The sequence below is a fragment of the Imperialibacter sp. genome, assembly GCF_048007035.1.
Taxonomy (GTDB): Bacteria; Bacteroidota; Bacteroidia; order Cytophagales; family Cyclobacteriaceae; genus Imperialibacter.
This window is the reverse complement of sequence record NZ_CP180355.1, coordinates 454767-478297: the sequence shown is the minus strand read 5'-3', so window position 1 is coordinate 478297 and position 23531 is coordinate 454767. Positions and strand designations below refer to the sequence as shown.

Below are 23531 nucleotides of genomic sequence, written 5' to 3'. Positions count from 1 at the left end.
AGGCATGAGCTTAAAAAGGAATGTACTAGTTCTTAATCAGGACTATTCTCCCTTGACTGTTTGTTCGGTGGAGAGAGCATTTCTTCTTGTCTTTTTGAATAAGGCTGAAATGATTTCGCCCGTGCCCAATGTTTATTTGCACACTGTGGACACTTCATATCAGGCCCCATCGGTCATCAAAGTATCCAGGTATATCAGTGTCCCCTACAAAGGGGTTATCCTGTCCCGCCAAAACGTTTTCCGGCGTGACAACCACGAATGCCAGTATTGCGGTACCAACCGGGACCTCACCCTTGATCACCTTGTTCCTCGCTCAAAAGGCGGAACCTCCAGCTGGAAAAACCTTGTTACTGCCTGCAAACATTGCAACGCCAAGAAAGGCGATTATTCTCCCGGTGAAGTCGGGATGAAACTTAGAAAAGAGCCTTTCAAGCCGTCTTACATCATGTTTTTAAAGACCTCCAATGGCAGTGTGTTCGACGAGTGGCGACCTTTTTTGCAACTCAAGTCGGAGGCGCTATAATCCTCCCCATTCCCCTCTTTACACCTTCCCAACGATCCAGCCGTCTTTTGTGGCTTGTCCTTTGTCACCTCCATTTTTGGGGCCCTGCTGCAGAAGACAAAGGCTTTTGCTGACCCGACAACTATGTCTCAAAGGCTGGCCAACGTGACCGGAAAAATAAATTCATGATTTTTTTTAAGTGAGCTGACCCGATTTCACTCCTTTTCCTGTAGTAGGGGGTGAAGGGAATTTGATCACATAAAAAGACCATGTAATATGAAAGTAAAACAGTTAGTCGGAATGCTCACCTGTTTGGTGATGTTAGTGTTTGCAATAAGTTGTGGGGACGATGAACCAGCACCCTCGAAGTTCAAGCTGGAAGCAGATATCGATTTTAGTCCGGAAAACCCGGCTGTGAATGAAGAAATTACCCTGGATGCAAGTGGTTCTGTGGATGCGGATGCGATTGGCTTCACTGCCGAGTGGACGCTGCTGTCGCAACCAGCCGGTAGCACAACCGAAATAACCAACGCCGATGCCATTATTGCTTCTTTGATCCCCGACGTGGAGGGAGACTACGAAGTGCAGTTGAAAATTTCGAATGCTGATGAAGGCGTAAGCGATACCAAGACGGTGACTATAAATGCTCTGGCACCTGGTTATGTGGAGCTTAGCGGGTTTATAGACAGCGACATGACCCTTGAAAACATCAATCTTGACCCTAATTTGATCGACTATCTTGTTACTGGCAATGTGTCTGTGCTTGCCGTGCTCACTGTGGAACCTGGGGTCGTTATTCATTTCCAGGAAGATAAAATGATGAAGATCGAGCAAGGTGGCACTTTGCTGGCAGCTGGCACTGAAACCGACTCCATCATTTTTACCACAGCTAACAAAGAGGCTGATCTGTTTTGGAAGGGGCTTTATATACAGTCAGCCAGTGCGCAGAACATACTTAAGTATGCCGAAGTTTCATACGCCGGCAACACAGCGATGGATTTTAACGGAGCTGACTATAAGGCTGGCGTAGGTGTAAATGGAGGAGGAAATATCAAGATTGAAAATAGCCTGTTTGCCAGCAATAAAGGATATGCAGTTTATCTCGACGACGATGGAGGGAAACTGAATACCTTTAAAGACAACCTCTTTGCTGACAATGAAAACGGCATGGCCGTGTGGGCTGAAACGGCAGCAAGTGTTGACAATACCACCACGTTTACTAACTCAACAAATGCTGATGTTGAAATTTTTTCCTCTTCAATTGCCGAAGCGACAGAAATAACATGGAAGGCATTGAGCAACGACGCCCGTTACACAGTTTCGGGAGATATCGATGTGAATGGAGTGCTTACTGTTGCTCCCGGGGCCAAATTTGGTTTGGATGAGGATGTGATGATCAGAGTAGACGGGGCGTTCATAGCTGCCGGCACAGCAGAGAGTCCGATTGAGTTCACAACCTCCGATGCAGCCTCCGCACTTCGCTGGAAAGGTATTTATGTGAACTCAGCCGATGGTAGAAACATACTCAACCACGTGACGCTATCCTATGCTGGAAATTCGGTCATGAATTTCTCAGGAGAAGACTTCTCCGCCGGTGTTGGTATTGAGCTCGGCGCAAAAATGGCTTTCAAAAACAGCACCTTCTCCAACAACAAAGGCTATGGCGTGTATGCCGACGATGCCGGTGGGCAGATTGGTGCTTTTGAAAACAACACACTTGCTTTAAATGACAGGGCGGTTGGCTTGCCAGCTGACCAGGCTGAAATGATAGACGGTGCTTCTGTTTTCACCGACAATACCAATGCTGATGTTGAAATTTTTGAGTCGGATTTTTCGGAATCCAAAACGTCAACATGGAAAAAACTCAGCGGAGGTGCTGCCTACAGACTGTCGGGCGACATGGATGTAAAGGGGAAGCTCACCATTGCCGCCGGAGCTATCGTGAACTTTGATGAAAATGTTTTGGTAAGGGTTTTTGGGTCGCTCACAGCCGTGGGAACTGCCACCGACCGCATTGTATTTACGACATCAAACCCTGGAGGCGAGCTCTACTGGAAGGGCATTTACATCAGCTCTGCCAGTAGCCTCAACAACTTTGATTTCACCGACTTTTCGTTCGCCGGTAATTCTCCTATCGATTTCTCAGGAGCCGATTTTGCAGCTGCCATTGGCGTGGATATCACCGGCAAGGTATCGGTTACCAACTCTACGTTTACCAACAATAAAGACTATGGAATCTACGCCGATGAGTCGGGCGGGCAGATAGGTAGTTTTGGAACCAACAGCTTTTCCGACAACAAAAGGGGGGTAGGTATACCAGCCGATGAAGTTGATGCCATGGATGGAGCAAGCACCTTCACCAACAACTCATTTGCCGACGTGGAAGTGTTTGGAAGCGACCTGGCCCAGGCCAAAGTGGTCACGTGGAAGTCGTTGATCACCGGCGCTTCTTACCGAATTACCGGAAATATCAGGGTGTACGGAAAAGTTACTGTGGAAGCAGGCGCTTCTTTCAAAATGGACGAAGACGTCCAGATTCTGGTTGACGGCGCATTTACGGCAAAAGGAACTTCCACTAACACGATCACTTTCACTTCGTCAAATATCGATGGTGGATTGCACTGGAAAGGATTTTATTTTTCGTCAACAGATGCCAGCAATGAGTTTGATTTTTGCAACATCGCTTACGGTGGAAACTCACCGCATGACTTTAATGGAGCCGATTTCCCTGCCAATATTGCCGTGAACTCAGACGGAAAGGTGACGGTAACGAACTCTACTATTTCCAACAGCAGTGGCTACGGCATCTATTCCAAAGGTGTAACCAATGACTTTGCCGGAGCCGCAGCCGGCAACACTTTTACTGGTAATGCCAGTGGAAATAATCAGGAATAGGTAAAAACCAATCGATAAACACAGGCAGTGAATTTCTTGTAAAGGCCCGATCCGATCCAAAAGGATCGGGTTTTTTATGCTTCCGCCCGTAGATTAAATACGGAATATTCTATTTATTCTTTATAGCTTTATACTTTGATAGCATTTATAGGCATCTAATTTATTATACCAAACGATGGGTGAAGCGGAGCTGGTGAAACTGATAGACAGGATCAATAAAGGTGACCAAAAAGCCCTTGATGAACTCTTTCCCGTTGTTTACGACGAGCTTCGGAAAAATGCCCACCATTTGAGGTTCAAGTTTCGGCAACAAGAAACCCTGAACACCACGGCACTTGTGCACGAAGCATATTTGAAACTCTCGAAAGCTGACCTTAGCAAGCTTCAAAGCAAAGAGCACTTTCACAATCTGGCGGCCAAAGCCATCCGGCAAATTTTGGTGAACGCTTGCCTGAAAAAGCAAACTGACAAGCGAGGAAATCAGCCCAATCATTTGAAAATTGATGACCTTGAAGAGCATATAAATTTTACTGAAGAGACAGGAACGGCCATCTTGAAAATACATGAAGCTTTGGAGGTGCTTGAGAAAAGAGAGCCTACCTACGGGAAAATTGTCGAGTGCCGTTTTTTTGCTGGCCTTTCTATTGACGAAACAGCAAAGATATTAGGCACAAGCCCGTCCACGGTTAAGCGATCATGGAATATGGCCAAAACGTGGCTGCATATGCAGCTTTCACCTTCAGCTGCCTAAATTGTAGTCTACGCTATGGAGCAATATTCCGAAGAGGAATGGATCGATTTTTTAACGAAGATGAACCTTTCTGTAGAGGTTTTGCCCGATTTACTTGGGCGTAGGAATGATGCTGAGGTATTTTTTGATGGGTTGCAAGATAATCTCACCAAACAGCTTTCCGATAGCCTCGAAATAAGGCTCCCAGTGGGTTATACCATTGGTAAGTACCAGGTGGTGGAAGAGGTGGGTGTGGGTGGCATGGCAGTGGTTTACAAAGCAAAAAGAGCTGACAACTTGTTTGATCAGCAAGTGGCTATAAAGGTGCTTTCGCCACTGCTCAACACTGACAAATACGAACAATACTTTAAAGCGGAACGGCAACTATTGGCTTCGCTGAATCACCCCAACATAGCAAGCATTTTTGACGGGGGGCTTACCGATGATCAGACTCCTTACCTGGTCATGGAGTATGTGGATGGCTTGCCTATTAATCAATACTGTAAACAGCATCGGTTAAGCATTTCCGATACGCTTAACCGCATTATGATTCCAGTGTGTCGTGCGGTGATTCATGCCCACAACGCCTTCATCCTTCATAGAGATATTAAACCTTCGAATGTTCTCATTACCGATGATGGACAGGTCAAACTGCTCGATTTTGGCATAGGCAAGCTCTTTGATGACCAGTTGGAGGATGATACTTCTTTTGGAGGCACCCTGAAATACGCATCTCCTGAGCAACTCTCGCACAAAGGGTTGTCCGTTCAGTCCGATGTCTATCAGTTGGGAGTGCTTTTGTATGAGTTGCTCACAGGACGCATGCCGTTTGACGGCGACGAGAGAGACAAGGTAATAGCAATGATACGTAGTGGGCAGTTTCAGGCCCCAATGACCTTGAACCCGGCCATTAAGACAGACCTGAACGCAATTATTATAAAGTGCATGGCTGTTGATGCAGGGCAGAGGTACCAGACAGTGACTGACTTGGTCGCTGATCTTCAAAATTACCTTGGCCAGTTCCCAGTGGCCGCCAGAGAGACGAGCTGGGGCTATTCCTCCCGCCTGTTTTTAAGGCGCAACACACTTGCCTCGGCACTTGTAGCAGTCATTGTGGTGGTGTCAATGGGCGCTGCTATCATTACTCAAATTCAGAAGCGAGCACTGGAAAGGGAGCAGCAAAAGGTGATGGCTTCCAACGAGTTTCTGACTAAGATATTCGAGGCAAATGACCCTGGGCTGGTGCAGGGAGAAGAGGTGACAGCCGTTGCCTTGCTCCGAAATAGCGAGAAGGAAATCAGTAACATCAGCGACCCTGAGATCAAAGCCTCAGCTCAGGTGCAGCTGGGTAGTTTATACAAAAGGCTGGGCTTGTGGAAGGAGTCAGGGCCTCTTTTCTTCGATGCACTCCAATATTATCAGGAACGAAATGGTAGTGCGCTTGAGCTTGGCAGGCTATACAATGAGATTTCTGGCTACTATCGGGATATGTCGGAGTACGACAAAGCTGATTCAACCATTCAGTTGGCGATCGGCCATCTTGAGCAGGAAAGAGATGGCTATCCACTGGCATTGGCAATATCTTACAAAGACCATGGGTATGTTCTATACCTGAAAGCCAAATATGAGCAAGGGGAGGGTGAAGTGAGAAAGGCAATTGCCCTCATTGAAGACGCCATAGCTTCAGGACACACCGAAGGAGGGGGGAGCCTGAAAAAGGAAATTCAACTGGGGTTTGCCTACAACTATCTCAGCAGCAACCTTCGGGAGCAGTCAAAGTATGAAGAAGCACTTGAGGCGAGTTTGGCGGCAGTTGAACTAGGTGAGAAATTCGAGGGTGAAGATGTTACCTTGAAGCTTATTGCTTTAAACAACCTCTCATTAGTATATAGCCGACTTCATGACTTTGAAAAACAGGTGCAGATACTCCGGGACTTGCTGGACGAGAACTTTCGAATTTATGGGCCTGATCATCCTAGTACGCTTAGTTCCTATGCGAATTTGGGCTCTGCCTACTACAAGCTGAAAGACTATGCGAAGTCAGACTCTTTGCAGCTTTTGGCGTATGAGGCCTACCTGGCTAAATTTGGCCCCTTTCACAATTATACAGTAAGCGTGTTGTACAACCTCGGAAATTCAAAATTTGGACAGCGGGACTTTGGGAATGCGCTGAGCTACTATGAAAAGGTGCTTGCGGCGGATGTCAATAATTTTGGCGACGAGCATCCTTACGTAGCAGGTGACTATGTGAGCATGGGAATGACTTGGCAGGCAATGCAGAAATTTGATGAGGCTGAGCGAAGTTACCAGAAGGCATTCAACATTTATCTCGACAAGCTGGGGGAGAAGAGCAGAAAAGTAATCGATGTTTATTCGAACTTTGGGGACTTGTATGGCGAGTTGAACGACATGGCAAAGGCCGAACTCAATTATGCAAAGGCCATTGAACTAAGTAAGGAAGTATTAGGGGAAGATCATCCGTACCATCAGAAGTTGAAAGATGAATGGGCTGCTATCCAGTCTAAGTAGTAGCAGCCAGATGTTTGCCGCCTTATAACTCTATTTTGAAAACTGTCTTTTTTCCAACCACCGATTCCACTCCCAGTGTGCCTCCGTGCATGTGAATGATTTGCCTCGACAGACTGAGGCCTATGCCAGACCCTGTAGGCTTAGTGGTGTAAAACGGAATGAAGATATTGTCGATGGCTTCCGGAATAATGCCAGGCCCATTGTCTTCCACTTCTATAACGGGGCGCAGCTGATTGTTCACATAACCCCTGACAGTGATCTTTGCATCAGTTTGGTCTTGTAATACCTCAATGGCATTTTTCACAAGGTTGATGAGTACCATTTCCAGCAGCTCGTCGTCCACAATGATGGTCATTTCATCGTCCTCAAGTTCTGTGGCGAGGGTCACTTCGCTTGCCTTTGTTTCTGCCAAATACAGGTTTTCGATCCTGGCCAGCAGTGTCGCTGCTTTTACAGGCTTCAGTGCCGGTTTTGGAATCTGGGTGAAGTCCCGGTAGGCATGGACAAACTTTTTCAGTGCGTGACTCCTGTTCTCTATTGCCTGAAGAGCCTCGTTAATGTCGCTAATTGTTTCCTTCGACATTTGCTCTTCATTGTCGGCATGGGTTTCCTCTTCAAACATCTCTTTTAGCGTGGACACCAAAGAAGAAATTGGCGTCACCGAATTCATGATTTCATGCCGGAGCACTTTGGTTAGGTTTTGCCAGGCCTCCAGCTCATTTTGTTGCAGCTCCGACCGGATATTTTGCAGGGAAACCAGTGTGAGCTCTCGTCCTCTTATTCTCAGCCGGGAGGTATGGATGGCAAGGTGAACAAGTTCATTTTTTCGGTAGAGGGTATTGCCTCCCGTCGGAATTGATCTTAACAGGGTGTAAAGCTCCGGGTCTGTGGCCGAAAGCTCATTTAGCTCTGCCAGGTTCTCAAGTGCAAGCAGCTTTTTTGCCATTTGATTGATAAGCCCCACTTCGCCGGTATCGTCGTAACTTAATATGCCCACCTGCACGTTCTTTACCAGAGTGTCCAGAAATTGAAGGTTTTCCTCATTTTCTTTTCTGGTGAGCCGGAAGGCATCGAGCACCTCTTTCATTGACTGATTCAGCTGTTTGAAAGATTTCCCGACCCTGTTGTCAGCATCAAAGCCAATGATGAAGTCGTCGTATTTGATGGCTTCAATAAAACGAGTCAGCTTGCGGTTGGTGCTTTCTACGTAGTGAAACAGGCTGAAGAGCGAGAAAACGCCAACAGAGAAGATAATGGTGGCACTCACGTATTTGCTGCTTTCCACCAGCCAAATAAAAGCCATTGTCAATAGGCCGATAAAAGCCACTCGCAGAAATATTTGAAACCGGAAGCTGTTAAAAATCATACTTCTCCATTCGTCGGTAAAGGGAGGAACGAGTAAGCCCCAGCTCCTGAGCAGCCTGAGTAATATTGCCATTGTGGCGTTTGAGCGCCTTGCGGATGAGAATCCGCTCCATCTCCTCTATGTTGTAGGCATCCAGGTTTACCGCTGCTTCGTCAGGCTCTTTGCCACCCTGGTTCAAAAAGAAGTCGTCGGCTTCGAGCACCATGCTGCGGCTCATGATCACGGCCCGCTCCACGGCATGCTCCAGCTCCCTCACGTTTCCCGGCCAGCTGTATTTTTGCATTCTCTTCAACACCGAGGGGCTTAGCGACCGGATGGGCTTGTTGTATTTTTTGGTAAACTGCCCCAGGTAATGCTCTGCCAGCAACGGAATGTCGTCTAGCCGCTCTCTCAGTGGAGGTATGTTAATTTCGATGGTGTTGATGCGGTACAGTAGGTCCTGGCGGAATTCGCTCTTTTTCACCATGTCGTACAGGTGCATGTTGGTGGCGCAAATGAGGCGAATGTCAATAGGCTTGGCTTTGTTGGAGCCAACTCTTGTTACCTGCCTCGACTGTAGCACGGACAACAGCTTGGCCTGAAGTGGCGTGGAAAGGTTGCCAATCTCATCCAGAAACAAAGTACCACCAGAGGCTGTTTCGAAGCGGCCTGCTCGGTCTTCTTTAGCATCAGTAAACGAACCTTTTGTATGCCCAAACAGCTCACTTTCAAAAAGTGTTTCGCTTACCGCCCCCAGGTCAACACTAAGAAATACTTCGGAAGCCCGTTTTGAATGGCGGTGAATGGCCCGAGCCACCAGCTCCTTGCCTGTGCCATTTTCGCCAAGGATCAGCACATTGGCATCTGTTCCCGCTACCATTTCTATGGTGTCGAACACCTTCATAATGGCATCGCTTCTGCCAATAATCTCCTGGTACTTAGTATCCAGGTCCTCGTTAATTTGTTTTTGTCTGTCTTTGAGTTTGTTCGTCTCCAGCCTCGACTCACGCAGCCTCATGCAGGACGAAACCGTGGCCAGCAACTTTTCGTTTTCCCAGGGCTTGAGTACAAAGTCGGTGGCGCCTTCCTTGATGGCTTTTACTGCTACTTCCACGTCGCCGTAGGCCGTAATCAATATCACAACGGCCGATGGGTCTATTTCGAGGATTTTGTCGAGCCAGAAAAAGCCCTCGTGTCCCGAGCTAACGTCTTTCGTGAAATTCATGTCCAGGAGAATGACATCGAAAGTTTCATTCATCAGAATATTGGGAAGCGACTCGGGGTTTTTCTCGGTCACCACCTCCAGGAAATGTCGCTTCAGAAATATTTTGGCGGCGCTCAACACGTCGGGGTTGTCGTCAACAATCAGAATTCTTCCTGCCTGGTTACTCTTTTTCATTTATACACAGCTTTTGCCCGCTCCATTTTAAACAATAATAATACCTTTTGTCAAGAGAAGTAAAACCAATCTCAATTGCTTGAATATCAATGCTTAAAGAAAGTGATGAAATACTGAAGTGAAAAACAGCTGTGCGTTGGCGGACGGTGGAGGTCGCTGATGCACGCCGACCATTCAAAGTGTTGCCAAAAGCCTTTCGATATATTTTTTTTCCGGCAGACTGGTTGTCAGCTCAATGGCCTGACGAAAGCAACTGGCTGCCAGAGTGGTATCGTCCATGGCCATATACATTTTTCCAAGGAGTGAAAAGTAGTATTGATTTTGCACAAGGCACCCTTTTGCATCAAGCTCCTGGAGCTTTTCGTAGGCAACGAGCGGCCCCTGGCTATAAAAAAGTGCAATAAGCCAATTCAGATAAACGGCAGCACCTGGGTCGCTTTGGCGAAGGTATTCGTACAGTTCGCAGATGCTTGCCCAATCTGTCTCCTCGAAAGAGGGAGCCTGCGCATGTTCGTAAGCGATGGCAGCTTCCACCTGGTATTTGCTGTAATTCTTTTCCTGAATAGATTCCCTGAAATACTGCTGCCCGAGGGCTATCATGTCCTGGTCCCAAAGGCGCCGATCCTGACTTTCTAAATCAATCAGCTTTTTTTCAACATCCTCCCTGGCTGGAAACCTCGCAGCATGGAGAAGAAATAATGAGAACAAGGCCAATGAGTCTGCCGTTTTCAGCTTTTCATTGTCTGTCACCAGTTTGATCAGCCTGATGGCTTCAAAGCACAGCTCTTCTCTGATAATAGAGTCGCTATCGGTCGAGGAGTAGCCTTCGTTGAAAAGCAGGTAGATGATTAGATGCACCTCATGCAGATTCTCTTTCACCTTCAAATAGTCAGGATCGGGAAATGACAGGTTCTTTTCACGGATAAGTTGCTTAGAACGTACTATCGACTTGGCAACCGCTTCTTCGGTCATCAACAGGCCACGGGCAATTTGTCTGACGGTTAAGCCGGCCACATGTCGCAGGACAAAAATGAGCTGATTTTTAGCAGAGAATGCGGGATGGCAGCAAACCACGATCATCCGCAGCTGACTGTCTTCAATTTCATTGTCGAGGAAAAGCGCCTCAAGCTTGATCTCTTCCCGTGTATTAAGAAAAGACTCCGCTGGCAGCGGCTCGAAACGCTTTTTTCGCAGAGCGTTGATCGCTTTGTTTTTACATACTTTGAAGAGCCAGTTCACTGGCTGATCAGGCACGCCTTTTTGTTCCCATTGCTTGATAGCCGACTCGAAAGCCTCCTGCACGATGTCTTCGGCCAGTTCAAGCTGCTGAAGCCCAAAGTAGCGTGCCAGGGAGGTCACCATCTTACCGTACCACTGGCGGTAAAGATGGCTGACCAGCTTTTGTGTTTCAAAATGATAGGGGGGCTGTTCCTGTTGCATCAAAAGTCCATGATGGGCCTTAGCTCCACGAGTCCTTCGTATTTGAAAATAGGGCAGGTTTTGGCAATGCTGATTGCCTCTTCCATGTCCTTTGCCAGGAACACAAAGAAGCCAGTGATAACCTCCTTCGATTCAATGAATGGCCCGTCTGTTTCTACTTTATTTTTGTAGATCATCGCACCAGAGCCTTCTAAAGGGTCGCTCATCACATGGCGGTTTTCTTTCTGAAGGCCGTCCTTCCACTTAACATATTCGGCAATGTCGGCCTCCATTTGCTCGGGGGTCATTTTGTTAACTGCAGAAAGGTCTTCTCTGATTAGAATCAAAAACTTTTTCATAGGGATAATTTAGAGGTTTTTGATATGTAGACAAGGTCGCTCTGCTGTTTTGGACAAAACAGAAAGAAAACTTGTTTCAACCAATGCGCTAGCCAGCCGACATAATGCCTGCAAGTTCTTTCAGGAATTTGGCAGCTACAAATGCAGTCATTTCGTTCACATCTCTTACAGGGTTGTATTCTACAATGTCGGCCGCTACGATATTCAGGTGCTTGAGGCGCTGGATGAAATCAACCACCTGCCTGGTAGTGGCACCGCCCGGTTCGTAGTGTGAGATGCCAGGAGCAAAGGCCGGGTCAAGCACGTCGATATCCAGGCTTAGGTACACAGGGCCACCAATATCGATGGTCATGTCTTCTGTCCATTTATTCATTGGAATGATGCTGACATTGAACCTTTCTGCTTGCTCTTTTTGGTGCTTGTTGAGCGTGCGGATGCCAACCTGTGTGAGGCTTTGCGCCAAGCCATTCTCCATGATTCTTGCGAATGGACAGGCGTGAGAAAATCGGTTGCCATCCAGCTCGTCGTACAAGTCAGAGTGGGCGTCGAGATGCAGTATGGAGAGCTTGGGGTAATGCGGCGCAACAGCTTGCAGGATGGGGTAGGTGACTGAGTGATCGCCTCCAAGGAAAATCCATTTTTCCGAAACAGTATAGATTTTCGAAATTTCCTTTTGCAAGGCATTGTAAGGAATGATCGGCAGGATGTCTCCGGCATCGTTCAACAAGTCCTTCACATTTTGACCAGCTTCATTGAAGTAGTTGGTTGAATCTGAATGCAGCGCTTTCCGAATGAGGGGAGGGGCTTGTGCCGGGCCTCGCATGAAGGATGAGTTGGCGTCGAAGGAGATGCCTAGTAGGTTGATAGGTTTCATTTGCATGGTTGCTAATCTCGCTGTTTTGTGGCCAATCTGGCATTTTTTACATTAGAGCTGCTTAGTATATTTACAAACTACCGGGAACAAATGATAGCAGTAGCCGAAAAATTCACTTACAGCAAATACCTCCAGTTGGATGATGACAGGCGTTATGAAATCATTGATGGAGAACTTTTTGATATATCGCCAGCGCCCACTCTAAAGCATCAGGCCATTTCAAGGAATTTGCAAAGGCTTATTATCGACTATGTCTATAGTAAGAAACTTGGGCATGTTTTTAACGCCCCATCTGATGTGAGGTTTGATGAGTACAACGTGGTACAGCCCGATTTGATCTTTGTCAGCCATGCCAACGAAGGGATTTTGACAGAAAGAAATATCAATGGGTCGCCCGATCTTCTCGTCGAAATACTATCACCTTCTACTTTTCACCACGACCAGGAAAGAAAAAAAGCACTTTATGAGAAGTTTGGGGTGAAAGAATTTTGGGTAGTAGATCCAGCCAATGAAGTGATTGATATTTTTGCATTGAATAATGGAAAGTACGAGTTACTGGCATTTGCTTCGCAAAAGGGAACGGTTGATTCATCGGTACTTAAGGGGTTTTCAGTAACGATAGAGCAAATCAGAGCGAAAGAATTTGATAAAAAATAGCAGGCCGCAGAGGCTACTGCGGCCTGATTCATGAAGTTATTCTTGCACTTTCATCCCATTTTCACAAAATACATACATCGCCTTTTGCATGAACCCGGCCAACCCGGTCGCAAACTTCTCGTAGGTTGCCTTAAATCGTTCGTCGGTTACGTACATGTCGGCCAGCCCTCTGTACCTTTCTTCAGTCACCTCATAGAATTGCCCGACGAATTGGTAGTGCTGATAAATGACCTGCTGCACCCTGCGGTCGTTAGGAGGCAAGTCCATCAGCGTTGCCATCAACCGGGATTGCTCCTCTGATTGCTGTTTCATATTGTTCCATTCGTCTTTTGATTTCTTACGAATAGCATTTTCCGATTGGTCGAGGGCTTCTTTGCCCCAACGATCCACTACTTCCTGGCGGTAGGTCGTCACCTGCTCTTCGGTGAAGCCCTCGTACATTTCTTTATCTGTTACCATTTTTTTTCTGTTTTTTATTTCATCAATTGTTTTCTCCAAAGTGCCTAATAACACCTTGTTTCTGGCAATCTGCTTATGAATTTCCGACTTTTGGAACTCCAGCGATTCCAGCAAGTCAAAATCCTTTTCGTCCATGATCTTTTTGATTTCCTTCAGGGCAAAGCCCAACTCACGGTAGAACAGGATCTGCTGCAGGCGTAACATTTCATGCCTTCCATAGTACCTGTACCCTGAATCAAGCCCTCGTTCTTCGGGAGTCAAAAGACCAATCTGGTCGTAATGGTGAAGTGTGCGCACACTTACCCCAGCCAGTTTTGCCAGCTTTTTTACTGTATAGCCTGCCATACATTTTCATTAATGATGATGCAAAGAAATGCTATGACGCAACGTTAGAGTCAAGTGTTTTTTAAATTTTTTTCAGCACGGATCAGGGATAAAAAAAGGAAATAGCACCGCCATTTCCTTTTTTCAATAAACTTGTTTGTTTATTTCACTGCTTGTAATCTCTCAGGAGTTTGGCCGTATTCTCAATAGCCCCCGGCTCCAGTCCGCCATGGCCCGGAATGACCATCTTTGGTTTGGGGAAACGTTTCTTCATTTTTTCGAGACTCACAGGCCAGGCGGTAACGTCTGCATCTCCCAGGTTGCCAAGGGAAGTGGTTGAGGCATCCTTCAAAAAACAGCCACCATACAGGAGTTTTTCTGAAGGGAAGTAAACTACCACGTTGTCGGGGCTGTGACCGGCTCCCGGATAGAAAACCTCAATTTTACCTCCTGCCAGAGTGATGGTGGTGTCGTTTTTAAAGAGGACGTCTGGTTTAGCAATACCATTTTCTACGGCCAGTTTGGCCGTTAGCGCCGAACTCACGGCTGGAATGCCTCTCTCTTTTAGGACATCAATACCGCCAATGCGGTCATCGTGGAAGTGCGTAATCACAAAGCTGGCTACTGGTTTTTTGATTTCACTGTCAATCCAGTCAAGTAGCTGCACGGTTTGGTCATTTCCCCAGGGAGTGTCAATGACCACCACGCTGTCTTTGCCCACAAAGATGACAGCGTTGGCACCCACTTTTCCTCCCTGATAAGCACCGTACGACTCGTAAATGTATATCGAGTTGCTGTGCTTTTTAACCTCAATCTGGAACTGTGCATGGGCAGTTCCGATACAAAACAATATTACAATGAAAGGAAGAAGTTTCCTGATCCCGGCAGCCAACCAATCTGTCATCATAAGTCTCAAATTAGCAATCCCTTAAAGCCCGTACTTGTCAATCAAATAGGTTAAAGCCGCCATGGTGGCAGCGCCTAACTCCAGCTCTCTCCGACTCACTTTGTCGAACGTATCAATCGCCGTATGGTGGTAGTCGAAGTAGCGTTGCGGGTCGGGGTAGAAGCCGATCATGGGCACACCTTGTGTTGCAAGTGGGCTGATGTCGGCTCCACCGCCTCCGGTGTCAAACTTGTAAATCTGATATGGCACGAACAATGGCGCCCAGCCTTTGATGCGCTCTACCTGCTTGTCTTCGGCAGTAAAAGTAAACCCAAGCGGTTTGAAACCACCACGATCCGATTCCATGGCAGCGATGTGTTTCTCTTTATTTTCGGCAGCCAATTCAGCGTATTTCCGTCCTCCCCTAAGGCCATTTTCCTCGTTCATGAACATAACCGCTCTCAGGGTTCTTTTTGGCTTGTAACCAATGGCCTTGAGAATCCGAAGCACCTCAATAGACTGCACACAGCCTGTTCCATCGTCGTGGGCTCCCTGCGCCAGGTCCCATGAGTCGAGGTGGCCACCAACAACAATGTATTCGTCTGCTTTGCTGCTGCCCTTAAGTTCGCCCACTACGTTGTGTGATAGCTTGTCGGGTAGCATCTGTGAATGCGTCTCAAAGTAGAACTCAAGCTCAGAGTCGTCCTTCAGCATCCTGCTCAGCCTGTCTGCATCGTTGGTGCTGATGGCAACCGCTGGCAGCTTGTAAAGATTTGGCGTGTAGTTGGTGCTGCCAGTGTGCGGGTGGTCGTCCAGTGCATTGGTGAGCGAGCGGACTACAACCCCAATGGCACCATACTTGGCAGCTTCAGATGGCCCGGCACCTCTTTGGTTGCCAGCGCCGCCATAGGCTTCAAAAGTTTCGATCAATGTCGGATCCATCCGGCGGTTGAAAAAGACGATTTTGCCTTTTACACCGGCTTCGCCAAGAGCGGCAAGCTCGTCAAAGTTTTGCACCTCAACTATTTTTCCGGCCACCCCATTAGGCCCGGAGCCCACCGAGTTGCCCAGCGCCACCACGTTTACCTCAACGGAACCCATTTTAGAGTTAACAATCTTGCCAATTTCTTTTTGGCCTCTTACCCAATGAGGAACCATCACCTCTTGCAGAAACACGTTATCAAACTCAAAGCTCTCCATGGTTTCTTTGCTCCAGTCTACTGCGGCGGCGGCTCCTGGTGAGCCTGCCAGCCTCGCTCCGATTTGCCCGGTAAGAAAGTCCAGCATCTGGTACGATTCGCCTCTTGCCAAAGCTTCATCATAGATTTTGCGGATCATTTCAACATCCTGGTCATCAGTTTTTACTTTTTGAGCAGATAAACTGCTGCATATCAGGTAGGGGAAAAGGAGGAGAGCAATGTGTTTCATGTTAAGTATTTCGGTTTCAGTATTTTTTGGATTAGTTCGATCAAGGAGGTGGCAAATTGGCAAGTGGTCGCAATATAGTGGTGAGCTTGAAAAAAATACAGACCAATACTGTAATTCATTGGCATGAAAGTAAACAAATAGGGTAGTCTTCGTCGTTAAGGTTAAAAACGATAGTGAAACCTTTGGGCAATTAAAAAGTACCCACTAAAGAATTAGTTGTGGATTTTCCAATCGTTAGAGGTATTATTGTATATTAAAATTTTCTAAAACCCCTTTTGTTCATGAGTGCAGTCATTCAAACCAGAGATGTTTCCAAAAAATATGTGATGGGTAGCGAAACTATCCACGCTCTTAAGTCCATCACCATCGACATCAACAGGGGTGAATATGTGGCTTTTATGGGGCCGTCAGGGTCGGGGAAATCTACTTTGATGAACATTGTAGGCTGTCTTGATACGCCTTCCGGAGGTCAATACATCCTCAATAACCATGACGTAAGCGACCTTACCGAAAATGAGCTGGCGGAAATCAGGAACAAGGAGATCGGGTTCGTTTTCCAGACTTTCAACCTGCTGCCAAGGCAGTCGTCTCTTGAGAACGTTGCACTTCCGCTTATTTATGCGGGAATGAATAGGGAGGACAGGGAAGAGCAAGCCATGGCAGCCCTTGCTGGTGTTGGACTTGCTGAAAGGGCTCGTCATAAGCCCAATGAGTTATCGGGTGGGCAGCGCCAGAGAGTTGCCATTGCGAGAGCGCTCGTTAACAACCCTTCGATTATCCTGGCGGATGAGCCGACTGGTAACCTCGACACGAAGACCTCTTACAGCATAATGGAGCTTTTTCAGGAGCTGCACGACAAAGGCAACACCATCATTATGGTGACACATGAAGAAGATATTGCAACGTATGCGCACCGGGTCATCAGGCTAAGGGACGGTTTGATTGAATCTGACACTGAAAATAAAAACATCACCCGCCATGTGTCAGAGCCGGTCTGATATTGGATGAAAATTTACACTAAAACAGGCGACAAGGGAACCACCTCTCTTCTTGGTGGCACGAGGGTGTCGAAGGCACATCTTCGCATAGAAACCTATGGCACTGTCGACGAACTCAATTCCTATATCGGATTACTGAGGGATCAAGAGGTAAACAAAGCCAGAATACCATTTTTTATAGAAATACAGGAGCAGCTTTTTACCATTGGCTCTCACCTGGCTATGGAGCCTGGAAGTACCAAATTCCCCATTCCGCAGGTTGATGAAACATTGACAAGCAGGCTGGAGGCCGCCATGGATGAAATGGATACCTTGCTGCCTCCGATGAAAAACTTCATTCTCCCAGGCGGCCATCCTTCGGTTTCGCATGGTCACATCGCTCGCTGTGTTTGCCGCAGGGCTGAACGCCTGGTGATTGGTCTGCAGGAGCAGGAGCCCGTCGAAGAAAGTATTGTCCAGTTTCTTAACCGCCTTTCCGACTATCTTTTTGTGCTGTGCCGCATGATGGCGCAGGAGCTAGGCGTGGAGGAAACCCCGTGGAAGCCCAGAAGTCCAAAATAGGCTTTTTTTGCACCTCTCCCAAAGGAAAAAGTTTGTACCGGGACAAACCTGGTGAAAATTTAGTATCTTCATTGGTCTCAACCCCCGATATTAAATTTTAGATGACGCTTAAGAAGCCTCTTCTGTTGTTTACTGCTTTATTTGGCCTTTTTTCGTCCACTCAGGCGCAGAAAGTAAGCATACAAGAAACGACCACAGGCATTGACTTTCTGATGGGCGGAAAGGAGGTGCTTACCTACCAAACTGCGATGCTCACCGTGCCGGAAGGTGTGAAGAAGGAGTTTCGCAAATCTGGCTTTATCCACCCGCTCAAGTCACCTTCTGGCGAGGTGCTTACCCGTATTCAACCACCAGACCATTACCATCATTTAGGTATTTGGGGTCCATGGACAAAGACAAAAGTCGAGGGCAGGGAAGTGGACTTCTGGAACCTGGGAGATGGAAAAGGCAGGGTCGATTTTGATCATGTGATATCTCAGGTGGCCAAAGGTAGCTATGCTGAGGTGGTTGTCCGTCAGAACCATACTGACCTGCTGGCACCGAACGGCCAACAGGTGGCCATTGAGGAGGATTTAGGCATCCGGGTGCAAAGCGCAGACAAAGGAAGGTACCTTGTCGACTACACAACAACCATTTCCACACCACTTTCAACGCCTATTATGTTGGAGGCCTACCGCTATGGAGGGGGTATAGGCTACCGTGCCACGGCGGCCTGGAATCAGGGTAACAGTACGATTCTTACGTCAGAAGGGTACGATAGAACCAACGCCGATGGAACAGGGGGGAAGTGGGTAATGGTGCACGGAGTTTCTGGAGCAAAGGAAGGAAAAAGCGGAATACTATTTCTTAGCTACCCTGAAAACAGGGCCCACCCCGAACCAATGCGGGTGTGGCCAGTGGATGCTAACGGAGGAAAGGAAAATGTTTACATAGAGTTTTGCCCCATCAGGTATGAGCCCTGGGAAATTGAGCCTGGAAAGAGATACACTTTGAAATATAGAATGGTGGTGTTTGACGGAACGCTTACAGCCCAAGAAGCGGAAGCTTACTGGAAAGCATTCACCAAATAATAATTAACTACTTACCCTTAGACTACTTATATACCTATGAAAAGAAGAGAATTTGTCCGAAACACAGCCATTGCTACCAGTGTGCTGGGTTTCCCCACCATAGTGCCCTCTTCCGTTTTTGGAAAAGATGCGCCGAGCAACAAAATCAATATTGGCCAGATTGGGTGTGGTCGCATTGCCCGTGGCCACGACATGCCAGGTACCTGGCAGCACGACGTGGCCCGGTTCGTGGCCGTCTCCGATTTGGACAGCAAGCGGATGAAGGAAGGAAAAGAGCATGTTGAAAAGTACTATACTGAGAAAATGGGCAAACCGTATGTCGATGTGAAACAGTACGGTGATTACAAGGAAATGCTGTTGAACAAAGACATTGATGCGGTCATCATCAGCACGCCCGACCATTGGCATTCTCAGCCTGCCATGGAGGCTGTGCTGGCCAAAAAGCACGTCTACCTGCAAAAGCCGACCTCCCTCACTATCAAAGAGGGACGGCAGCTGGCTGATCTTGTAAAGAAGTCGAATGTCACTTTCCAAATGGGAACGCAGCAGCGCTCTATGAAGCAGTTCAGGGTTGCGGCTGAGCTGGTGCGCAATGGCAGGATCGGAAAGATTCACACGGTACGGATTGGCCTTCCGGGCGATCCTGCAGGCCCTGAAGCGCCAGCGATGCCTGTGCCCAAGCAGCTGAACTACGATGCTTGGCTGGGCTCAACACCCGAGGTACCTTATACTGAGATTGGCGTGCACCCTGTTGAGGGCTACGACCGTCCGGGCTGGTTGCGTTGTGAGCAGTTCGGTGCAGGTATGATCACTGGCTGGGGGCAACATCACTACGATTCGGCTGCCTGGGGTATCGACACCGAATACACAGGACCAAGGTTCATTGAGGCCGTGGCCGAGTTTCCAAGATCCGGGCTTTGGAATGTGCATGGCGACTTCATGGTGAAGCAGGAATACGACAACGGCATCAACGTATTTACATCAGGTGGGTACCCGAATGGTATTCGCTACGAAGGAACTGATGGTTGGATTTGGGTATCGAGGGGCGACTATGTGGCTTCGGCCTCCGACCCGGTAGCTGCTGAGAACAGCGCTAAGGCATTAGATGCTTCTGACCCTAAGATTCTGCAATCTGTGATTGAGCCAGGGGAGATTCATTTGTATGAAAGCGAAGAGCACCATGGCAACTGGCTGGAGTGCATCAAGTCTGGCAAGGAGCCGATATCTCCTGTAGAAATGGGTCACAAGGCCTGTTCTGTGTGCTTGACAAGCCATATTGCCATGAAAATTGGCAGAAGGCTGGAGTGGGATTCCAAAACAGAGCGCTTTATCAACGACGACGAAGCAAATTCTTACTTAAGCAGGCCGCAAAGAGCGCCTTATGGAACCGATAACGTTAAAATGAAAGGATAAAAATTAAATGAAACTCAACCAACTATTTTCAGGGGCTCTCGCAGCCCTTTTTCTTGCAGGCTGCCAATCAGGAACGATGAAAGAGAGCACGGAAGAACCTACCGACGATGGTAAAATCAGGATTATGACGCTGGAACCTGGGCATTTTCATGCCGGGCTCATCCACAAGTCGATGTATCCGGTGGTGGACTCCACCATTTATGTGTTTGCGCCAGACGGCCCGGAGCTGACGGATTACCTTGCCCGAATCAACGGCTACAATACCCGGGCGGAAAACCCTACCGGGTGGAAAACAGAGGTGACCAAAGGCCCTGATTTCCTGCAAAAAATGATCGATCAGAAGCCGGGTAATGTGATGGTTGTGGCAGGTAAAAATGATCACAAAGTGGACTATGTGCTGAAGGCCATTGAAAACGACATAAACGTGTATGCCGACAAACCCCTGGTGGTGGACAAAGCTGGTTATGCTAAGCTTCTCAGGGCTTTTCAGGTGGCAGAACAAAAAGATCTGCTGCTGTATGATATCATGACCGAGAGATTTGAGATCACCACTATTTTGCAACGCCAGCTTTCTATGATGCCTGAGGTATTTGGTGAGCTGGAGGACGGCACGCCTGACAATCCGGCGATTACCAAAGAGAGTGTGCATCACTTCTTCAAATATGTGTCTGGCAAGCCTTTAGTGCGGCCCGACTGGTTTTTTGATGTGAAAGTAGAAGGCACAGGTATCGTGGACGTAACCACTCACCTGGTAGACCTGGTGCAATGGGAAACCTTCCCCGAACAAATGCTCGACACCACCGATGTCAACATGATGTCCGCAAAGCTTTGGCCTACCGTGCTGACCCTTGACGATTTTAAAGGCGTGACGGGCACTGAAGAGTTTCCTGCATTCCTTAGCGAGTATATCAAAGACGGCAAGCTGGAAGTGCTTAGCAACGGGGAGATGAATTACACCCTGAGAGGCAAACATGCGAAGGTGAGCGTGATCTGGAATTACAAGGCACCTGAGGGAGCAGCCGATACACATTATAGCATGATGCGGGGTACCAAAGCCAACCTGATGATTCGTCAGGGAGCGGAAGAGAACTACAGGGCGACTCTGTATGTGAAACTATTGGGTACCCAGGACGAGGCATTGGCCAAGGCGATCAACGAAACGCTACAGGCGAAATACCCAGGCATTGGGTTGACGAAGCAGGAGGGAGGAGAGTACATTGTCGACATCCCTGATTCTTACCACAACGGCCATGAAGCACACTTTGGTCAGGTAACCGAAAAGTTTTTGGAGTACTACCAGGCCGGATCCATGCCTGAGTGGGAAAAGGCCTTTATGAAGGTGAAGTACTTCACTAATATTAAGGCATTGGAAATGGCCACAGCTAAGTAATGTTGTAGCCTTGTGTAAAAATTTAGAGCCCGAAGGTGGTGCACACAGCGATAGCTGGTGGCACCACAGTCAGGCTTTTTGGTGATTAGCGCACTCCCTCATAGTCTTCCTCAGAGGACTCCGAAGCTTGAAATGATTGGGCGTGAGGCATGCTTTTAATCAAAAAAAGCCTATCTTAATCGGATGGAATGGACAGTACCCATAATAGTTGTCGTGCTCTTTGTGCTGAGCATCCCTGCCTATTGGAAAAAAGGGCAGTTGAAATAACGAATACTTTTTATAATAGTACCTAAGCTCCTCCAGATTTGCGACCTGATCGCCCTATCGCAGGAATTGTAATTCTGCCTTCGATATCCACTGATTGCGTCACAGTTACGATTCTCCCTCAGAGTCTTCCGGATAGGACTCTAAGAAGCTTGGATCAACAGACTTGCTTTAGAAGACTGGATTCAACGACCATTTAGTAGGCCTTTCACCTACCCATCCAGCCGCCATCTAATACCACAACAGTCCCGTTCATATAAGACGAGGCTTCGCTGGCCAAAAAGACCACCGGTCCTTTGAAGTCAGCCGGATTTCCCCACCTGTTTTGCGGAATACGTGCCAGTATAGATTTGCTGCGGTCGGCATCGTCCTGTAGTGCCTGGGTATTGTCGGTAGCGATGTATCCGGGGGCAATGGCATTCACGTTGATCCCCCTGGATGCCCACTCGTTGGACAACGCCATGGTCAGCTGACCAATCGCCCCCTTGCTTGCAGCGTAGCCGGGCACGGTGATACCTCCCTGAAAAGTGAGCAGAGAGGCCGTGAAGATGATTTTGCCGCTACCCCGACTGAGCATCGTTTTACCTATCTCCCTCGACATGATGAATTGCGCATTCAAATTGACCTCCATCACCTCATCCCAATACTCATCAGGATGTTCGGCAGCCGGCTTCCTTAGTATGGTGCCTGCATTGTTCACCAATATGTCGATGACAGCATGCTTCGCTTTCGCTTTCTCCAAAAAGGCGTACAACGATGGCCGATCAGAAAAATCACATTGGTAAGCCGTAAACGACCTGCCCAGTGCCTGAACCGATTTTTCTACCTCACTTCCAGTTAATTCGAGTGATGCCGATACACCGATAATATCTGCTCCAGCTTCTGCTAGTCCTTCTGCCATTGCCCTACCTATTCCTCTTTTGCAACCTGTGACCAGGGCAGTCTTGCCCTTCAGGCTAAATAGATCGAGTACCATAGGCTAGCGGATGGATCTTAGTGGATGGCCATCCATGTCTGTAAACGCTTTGTTTTCGCCAGCCATTGACCAGGTGAATGTATAATTTGAAGTGCCGGCACCCGCATGAATAGACCACTCGGGAGAGATCACTGCCTGCTTATTGCTCATGGCCAGGTGTCTTGTTTCCTGAGGTTCCCCCATAAAGTGCATCACAATCTGATCTTCAGGCAAGTCAAAATAGAAGTATACCTCCATTCTTCGGTTGTGCGTATGCGGAGGAAAGGTATTCCAAATGCTTCCTGGAGCCAAAATGGTGAGCCCCATCACCAGCTGACAGCTCAGTATACCTCCGTCGTGGATGTACTGATAAATCGTGCGTTCGTTGCAGTTCTCTTTCGAACCAAGCTTCACCTCATTGGCATCAGCGAAGGTCGCTTTTGTGGTTGGATACTCCCGGTGTGCGGGACATGAGTTCACATAGAACTCGGCAGGAGTGTCAACGGTATCGCTAGCAAACAACACTTCTTTTTTTCCTTTACCTACGTAAAGGCATTCTTTGTTGTTGAGTTCGAATGACTCACCATCTACGGTTACAGATCCCTTTGCTCCCACATTGATGATCCCGAGCTCCCGGCGTTCGAGGAAGAAATCTGCTTTCGTATGCTCTTTGTAGGCGGGGAGAGCAATTGCCTTGATTGTTGGCACTATGCCGATGATCATCATGCGGTCGTGAAGCGAATATACGCTCGTGGCCTGTCCTGTTTTCATTACCTCGGGTATCAGAAAACGCTCTCTAAGCGCCGAAGTAGTTAGCTGTTTAATGTCTTCAGGGTGTGAGCCAAATCGTAAGTCTGTCATTTTGTTAATTGAGCGTGAAAAAATTGTTCTGGTTAACTGTGAAAGATATAAAATTCAGGCATTCTTCGAAAGTGCTCTCCATCAGGACTTACCCTTCCCAACCAAACATAGTCAAATACCCATAGGTCTGAGGGTCGACATCTCCTAATTGCACCCTGCCCCAAATTTTTTGAAAAAACCAAAGATTCTTCCCGCTCGTTATACTATCCTTTA

General features: G+C 47.7%; 20 protein-coding genes. 10 read left to right on the top strand and 10 right to left on the bottom strand.

What is annotated here, in order from left to right; translation table 11 throughout:
* Positions 1-4: 4 nt before the first annotated feature.
* The 4 genes from ACMVP2_RS02145 (at position 5) to ACMVP2_RS02130 (ending at position 6656) form a co-directional block, all read left to right on the top strand.
* A complete protein-coding gene (locus ACMVP2_RS02145; RefSeq protein WP_339786464.1) occupies positions 5-523 on the top strand; it encodes an HNH endonuclease in 519 nt (172 codons plus the stop codon).
* A gap of 255 nt (positions 524-778) precedes the next feature.
* Positions 779-3397 carry a right-handed parallel beta-helix repeat-containing protein gene (locus ACMVP2_RS02140; protein ID WP_416866535.1) on the top strand — a complete coding sequence of 873 codons (2619 nt, stop codon included), beginning with the start codon at positions 779-781 and terminating at the stop codon, positions 3395-3397.
* Between the two features lie 175 nt (positions 3398-3572).
* Entirely contained in the window at positions 3573-4148 is a 576-nt protein-coding gene (locus ACMVP2_RS02135; protein ID WP_416866534.1) for an ECF-type sigma factor, read from the top strand.
* A 15-nt stretch (positions 4149-4163) separates the two neighbouring features.
* On the top strand, positions 4164-6656 hold the full coding sequence (locus ACMVP2_RS02130) for a protein kinase domain-containing protein (RefSeq protein ID WP_416866533.1): 2493 nt from the start codon (positions 4164-4166) through the stop codon (positions 6654-6656).
* 22 nt (positions 6657-6678) lie between these two features.
* On the opposite strand, the gene ACMVP2_RS02125 is transcribed toward ACMVP2_RS02130, so the two are convergent.
* From ACMVP2_RS02125 to speB, 5 genes are all read right to left on the bottom strand, one after another.
* Complete coding sequence (locus tag ACMVP2_RS02125; RefSeq protein ID WP_416866532.1) at positions 6679-8094, bottom strand: sensor histidine kinase; 1416 nt, start codon at positions 8092-8094, stop codon at positions 6679-6681.
* Entirely contained in the window at positions 8012-9400 is a 1389-nt protein-coding gene (locus ACMVP2_RS02120) for a sigma-54-dependent transcriptional regulator (protein ID WP_416866531.1), read from the bottom strand. The genes ACMVP2_RS02125 and ACMVP2_RS02120 overlap by 83 nt, the downstream gene beginning before the upstream one ends.
* A 174-nt stretch (positions 9401-9574) precedes the next feature.
* Positions 9575-10840: an RNA polymerase sigma factor gene (locus ACMVP2_RS02115; RefSeq protein WP_416866530.1), complete on the bottom strand. Its 1266-nt coding sequence runs from the start codon at positions 10838-10840 to the stop codon at positions 9575-9577.
* Positions 10840-11178, bottom strand: coding sequence for a YciI family protein (locus ACMVP2_RS02110; protein ID WP_416866529.1), 339 nt, complete (start codon positions 11176-11178; stop codon positions 10840-10842). The genes ACMVP2_RS02115 and ACMVP2_RS02110 overlap by 1 nt, the downstream gene beginning before the upstream one ends.
* A gap of 88 nt (positions 11179-11266) precedes the next feature.
* A complete protein-coding gene (speB, locus tag ACMVP2_RS02105; protein ID WP_416866528.1) occupies positions 11267-12052 on the bottom strand; it encodes an agmatinase in 786 nt (261 codons plus the stop codon).
* A 90-nt stretch (positions 12053-12142) separates the two neighbouring features.
* On the opposite strand from speB, the gene ACMVP2_RS02100 reads away from it, so the two are divergent.
* Positions 12143-12709, top strand: a complete 567-nt coding sequence (locus ACMVP2_RS02100; RefSeq protein ID WP_416866527.1) for a Uma2 family endonuclease — start codon at positions 12143-12145, stop codon at positions 12707-12709.
* Between the two features lie 36 nt (positions 12710-12745).
* Here ACMVP2_RS02100 and ACMVP2_RS02095 read toward each other — a convergent pair whose 3' ends face one another.
* The 3 genes from ACMVP2_RS02095 to ACMVP2_RS02085 all read right to left on the bottom strand — a co-directional run bounded on the left by ACMVP2_RS02095 (position 12746) and on the right by ACMVP2_RS02085 (position 15806).
* Positions 12746-13513 (bottom strand): MerR family transcriptional regulator, encoded by a 768-nt coding sequence (locus ACMVP2_RS02095; protein WP_416866526.1) that lies wholly within the window; start codon positions 13511-13513, stop codon positions 12746-12748.
* 145 nt (positions 13514-13658) lie between these two features.
* Complete coding sequence (bla, locus tag ACMVP2_RS02090; protein WP_339786494.1) at positions 13659-14399, bottom strand: subclass B1 metallo-beta-lactamase; 741 nt, start codon at positions 14397-14399, stop codon at positions 13659-13661.
* A gap of 21 nt (positions 14400-14420) precedes the next feature.
* A complete protein-coding gene (locus tag ACMVP2_RS02085; RefSeq protein WP_416866525.1) occupies positions 14421-15806 on the bottom strand; it encodes a M20/M25/M40 family metallo-hydrolase in 1386 nt (461 codons plus the stop codon).
* Between the two features lie 281 nt (positions 15807-16087).
* Here ACMVP2_RS02085 and ACMVP2_RS02080 point away from each other — a divergent pair, with 281 nt between their 5' ends.
* From ACMVP2_RS02080 to ACMVP2_RS02060, 5 genes are all read left to right on the top strand, one after another.
* Positions 16088-16804, top strand: coding sequence for an ABC transporter ATP-binding protein (locus tag ACMVP2_RS02080; RefSeq protein WP_317487383.1), 717 nt, complete (start codon positions 16088-16090; stop codon positions 16802-16804).
* Between the two features lie 6 nt (positions 16805-16810).
* Positions 16811-17365, top strand: a complete 555-nt coding sequence (locus ACMVP2_RS02075; protein ID WP_339786501.1) for a cob(I)yrinic acid a,c-diamide adenosyltransferase — start codon at positions 16811-16813, stop codon at positions 17363-17365.
* 101 nt (positions 17366-17466) lie between these two features.
* Complete coding sequence (locus tag ACMVP2_RS02070) at positions 17467-18435, top strand: PmoA family protein (protein ID WP_416866524.1); 969 nt, start codon at positions 17467-17469, stop codon at positions 18433-18435.
* Between the two features lie 36 nt (positions 18436-18471).
* On the top strand, positions 18472-19848 hold the full coding sequence (locus ACMVP2_RS02065) for a Gfo/Idh/MocA family protein (RefSeq protein WP_416866523.1): 1377 nt from the start codon (positions 18472-18474) through the stop codon (positions 19846-19848).
* Between the two features lie 7 nt (positions 19849-19855).
* The gene (locus ACMVP2_RS02060) at positions 19856-21238 is read left to right on the top strand and encodes a putative oxidoreductase C-terminal domain-containing protein (RefSeq protein WP_416866522.1); all 1383 of its coding nucleotides are present in this window, start codon (positions 19856-19858) and stop codon (positions 21236-21238) included.
* 472 nt (positions 21239-21710) lie between these two features.
* Here the strand turns inward: ACMVP2_RS02060 and ACMVP2_RS02055 are convergent, their stop codons facing one another.
* Together ACMVP2_RS02055 and kduI are read right to left on the bottom strand one after the other, a co-directional pair.
* A complete protein-coding gene (locus ACMVP2_RS02055) occupies positions 21711-22478 on the bottom strand; it encodes an SDR family NAD(P)-dependent oxidoreductase (protein ID WP_416866521.1) in 768 nt (255 codons plus the stop codon).
* 3 nt (positions 22479-22481) lie between these two features.
* Positions 22482-23318 (bottom strand): 5-dehydro-4-deoxy-D-glucuronate isomerase, encoded by an 837-nt coding sequence (gene kduI, locus ACMVP2_RS02050; RefSeq protein WP_416866520.1) that lies wholly within the window; start codon positions 23316-23318, stop codon positions 22482-22484.
* Positions 23319-23531 lie beyond the last annotated feature (213 nt).

Bases quoted from the DNA above. Each gene is read 5' to 3' on its own strand.
- ACMVP2_RS02080 (WP_317487383.1), top strand. From the start codon at position 16,088: ATGAGTGCAGTCATTCAAACCAGAGATGTTTCCAAAAAATATGTGATG.
- ACMVP2_RS02140 (WP_416866535.1), top strand. From the start codon at position 779: ATGAAAGTAAAACAGTTAGTCGGAATGCTCACCTGTTTGGTGATGTTA.
- ACMVP2_RS02110 (WP_416866529.1), bottom strand. From the start codon at position 11,178: ATGAAAAAGTTTTTGATTCTAATCAGAGAAGACCTTTCTGCAGTTAAC.
- bla (WP_339786494.1), bottom strand. From the start codon at position 14,399: ATGATGACAGATTGGTTGGCTGCCGGGATCAGGAAACTTCTTCCTTTC.
- ACMVP2_RS02145 (WP_339786464.1), top strand. From the start codon at position 5: ATGAGCTTAAAAAGGAATGTACTAGTTCTTAATCAGGACTATTCTCCC.
- ACMVP2_RS02115 (WP_416866530.1), bottom strand. From the start codon at position 10,840: ATGCAACAGGAACAGCCCCCCTATCATTTTGAAACACAAAAGCTGGTC.
- ACMVP2_RS02055 (WP_416866521.1), bottom strand. From the start codon at position 22,478: ATGGTACTCGATCTATTTAGCCTGAAGGGCAAGACTGCCCTGGTCACA.
- ACMVP2_RS02120 (WP_416866531.1), bottom strand. From the start codon at position 9,400: ATGAAAAAGAGTAACCAGGCAGGAAGAATTCTGATTGTTGACGACAAC.
- speB (WP_416866528.1), bottom strand. From the start codon at position 12,052: ATGAAACCTATCAACCTACTAGGCATCTCCTTCGACGCCAACTCATCC.
- kduI (WP_416866520.1), bottom strand. From the start codon at position 23,318: ATGACAGACTTACGATTTGGCTCACACCCTGAAGACATTAAACAGCTA.
- ACMVP2_RS02135 (WP_416866534.1), top strand. From the start codon at position 3,573: ATGGGTGAAGCGGAGCTGGTGAAACTGATAGACAGGATCAATAAAGGT.
- ACMVP2_RS02065 (WP_416866523.1), top strand. From the start codon at position 18,472: ATGAAAAGAAGAGAATTTGTCCGAAACACAGCCATTGCTACCAGTGTG.
- ACMVP2_RS02125 (WP_416866532.1), bottom strand. From the start codon at position 8,094: ATGGCAATATTACTCAGGCTGCTCAGGAGCTGGGGCTTACTCGTTCCT.
- ACMVP2_RS02075 (WP_339786501.1), top strand. From the start codon at position 16,811: ATGAAAATTTACACTAAAACAGGCGACAAGGGAACCACCTCTCTTCTT.
- ACMVP2_RS02130 (WP_416866533.1), top strand. From the start codon at position 4,164: ATGGAGCAATATTCCGAAGAGGAATGGATCGATTTTTTAACGAAGATG.
- ACMVP2_RS02100 (WP_416866527.1), top strand. From the start codon at position 12,143: ATGATAGCAGTAGCCGAAAAATTCACTTACAGCAAATACCTCCAGTTG.
- ACMVP2_RS02095 (WP_416866526.1), bottom strand. From the start codon at position 13,513: ATGGCAGGCTATACAGTAAAAAAGCTGGCAAAACTGGCTGGGGTAAGT.
- ACMVP2_RS02060 (WP_416866522.1), top strand. From the start codon at position 19,856: ATGAAACTCAACCAACTATTTTCAGGGGCTCTCGCAGCCCTTTTTCTT.
- ACMVP2_RS02085 (WP_416866525.1), bottom strand. From the start codon at position 15,806: ATGAAACACATTGCTCTCCTCCTTTTCCCCTACCTGATATGCAGCAGT.
- ACMVP2_RS02070 (WP_416866524.1), top strand. From the start codon at position 17,467: ATGACGCTTAAGAAGCCTCTTCTGTTGTTTACTGCTTTATTTGGCCTT.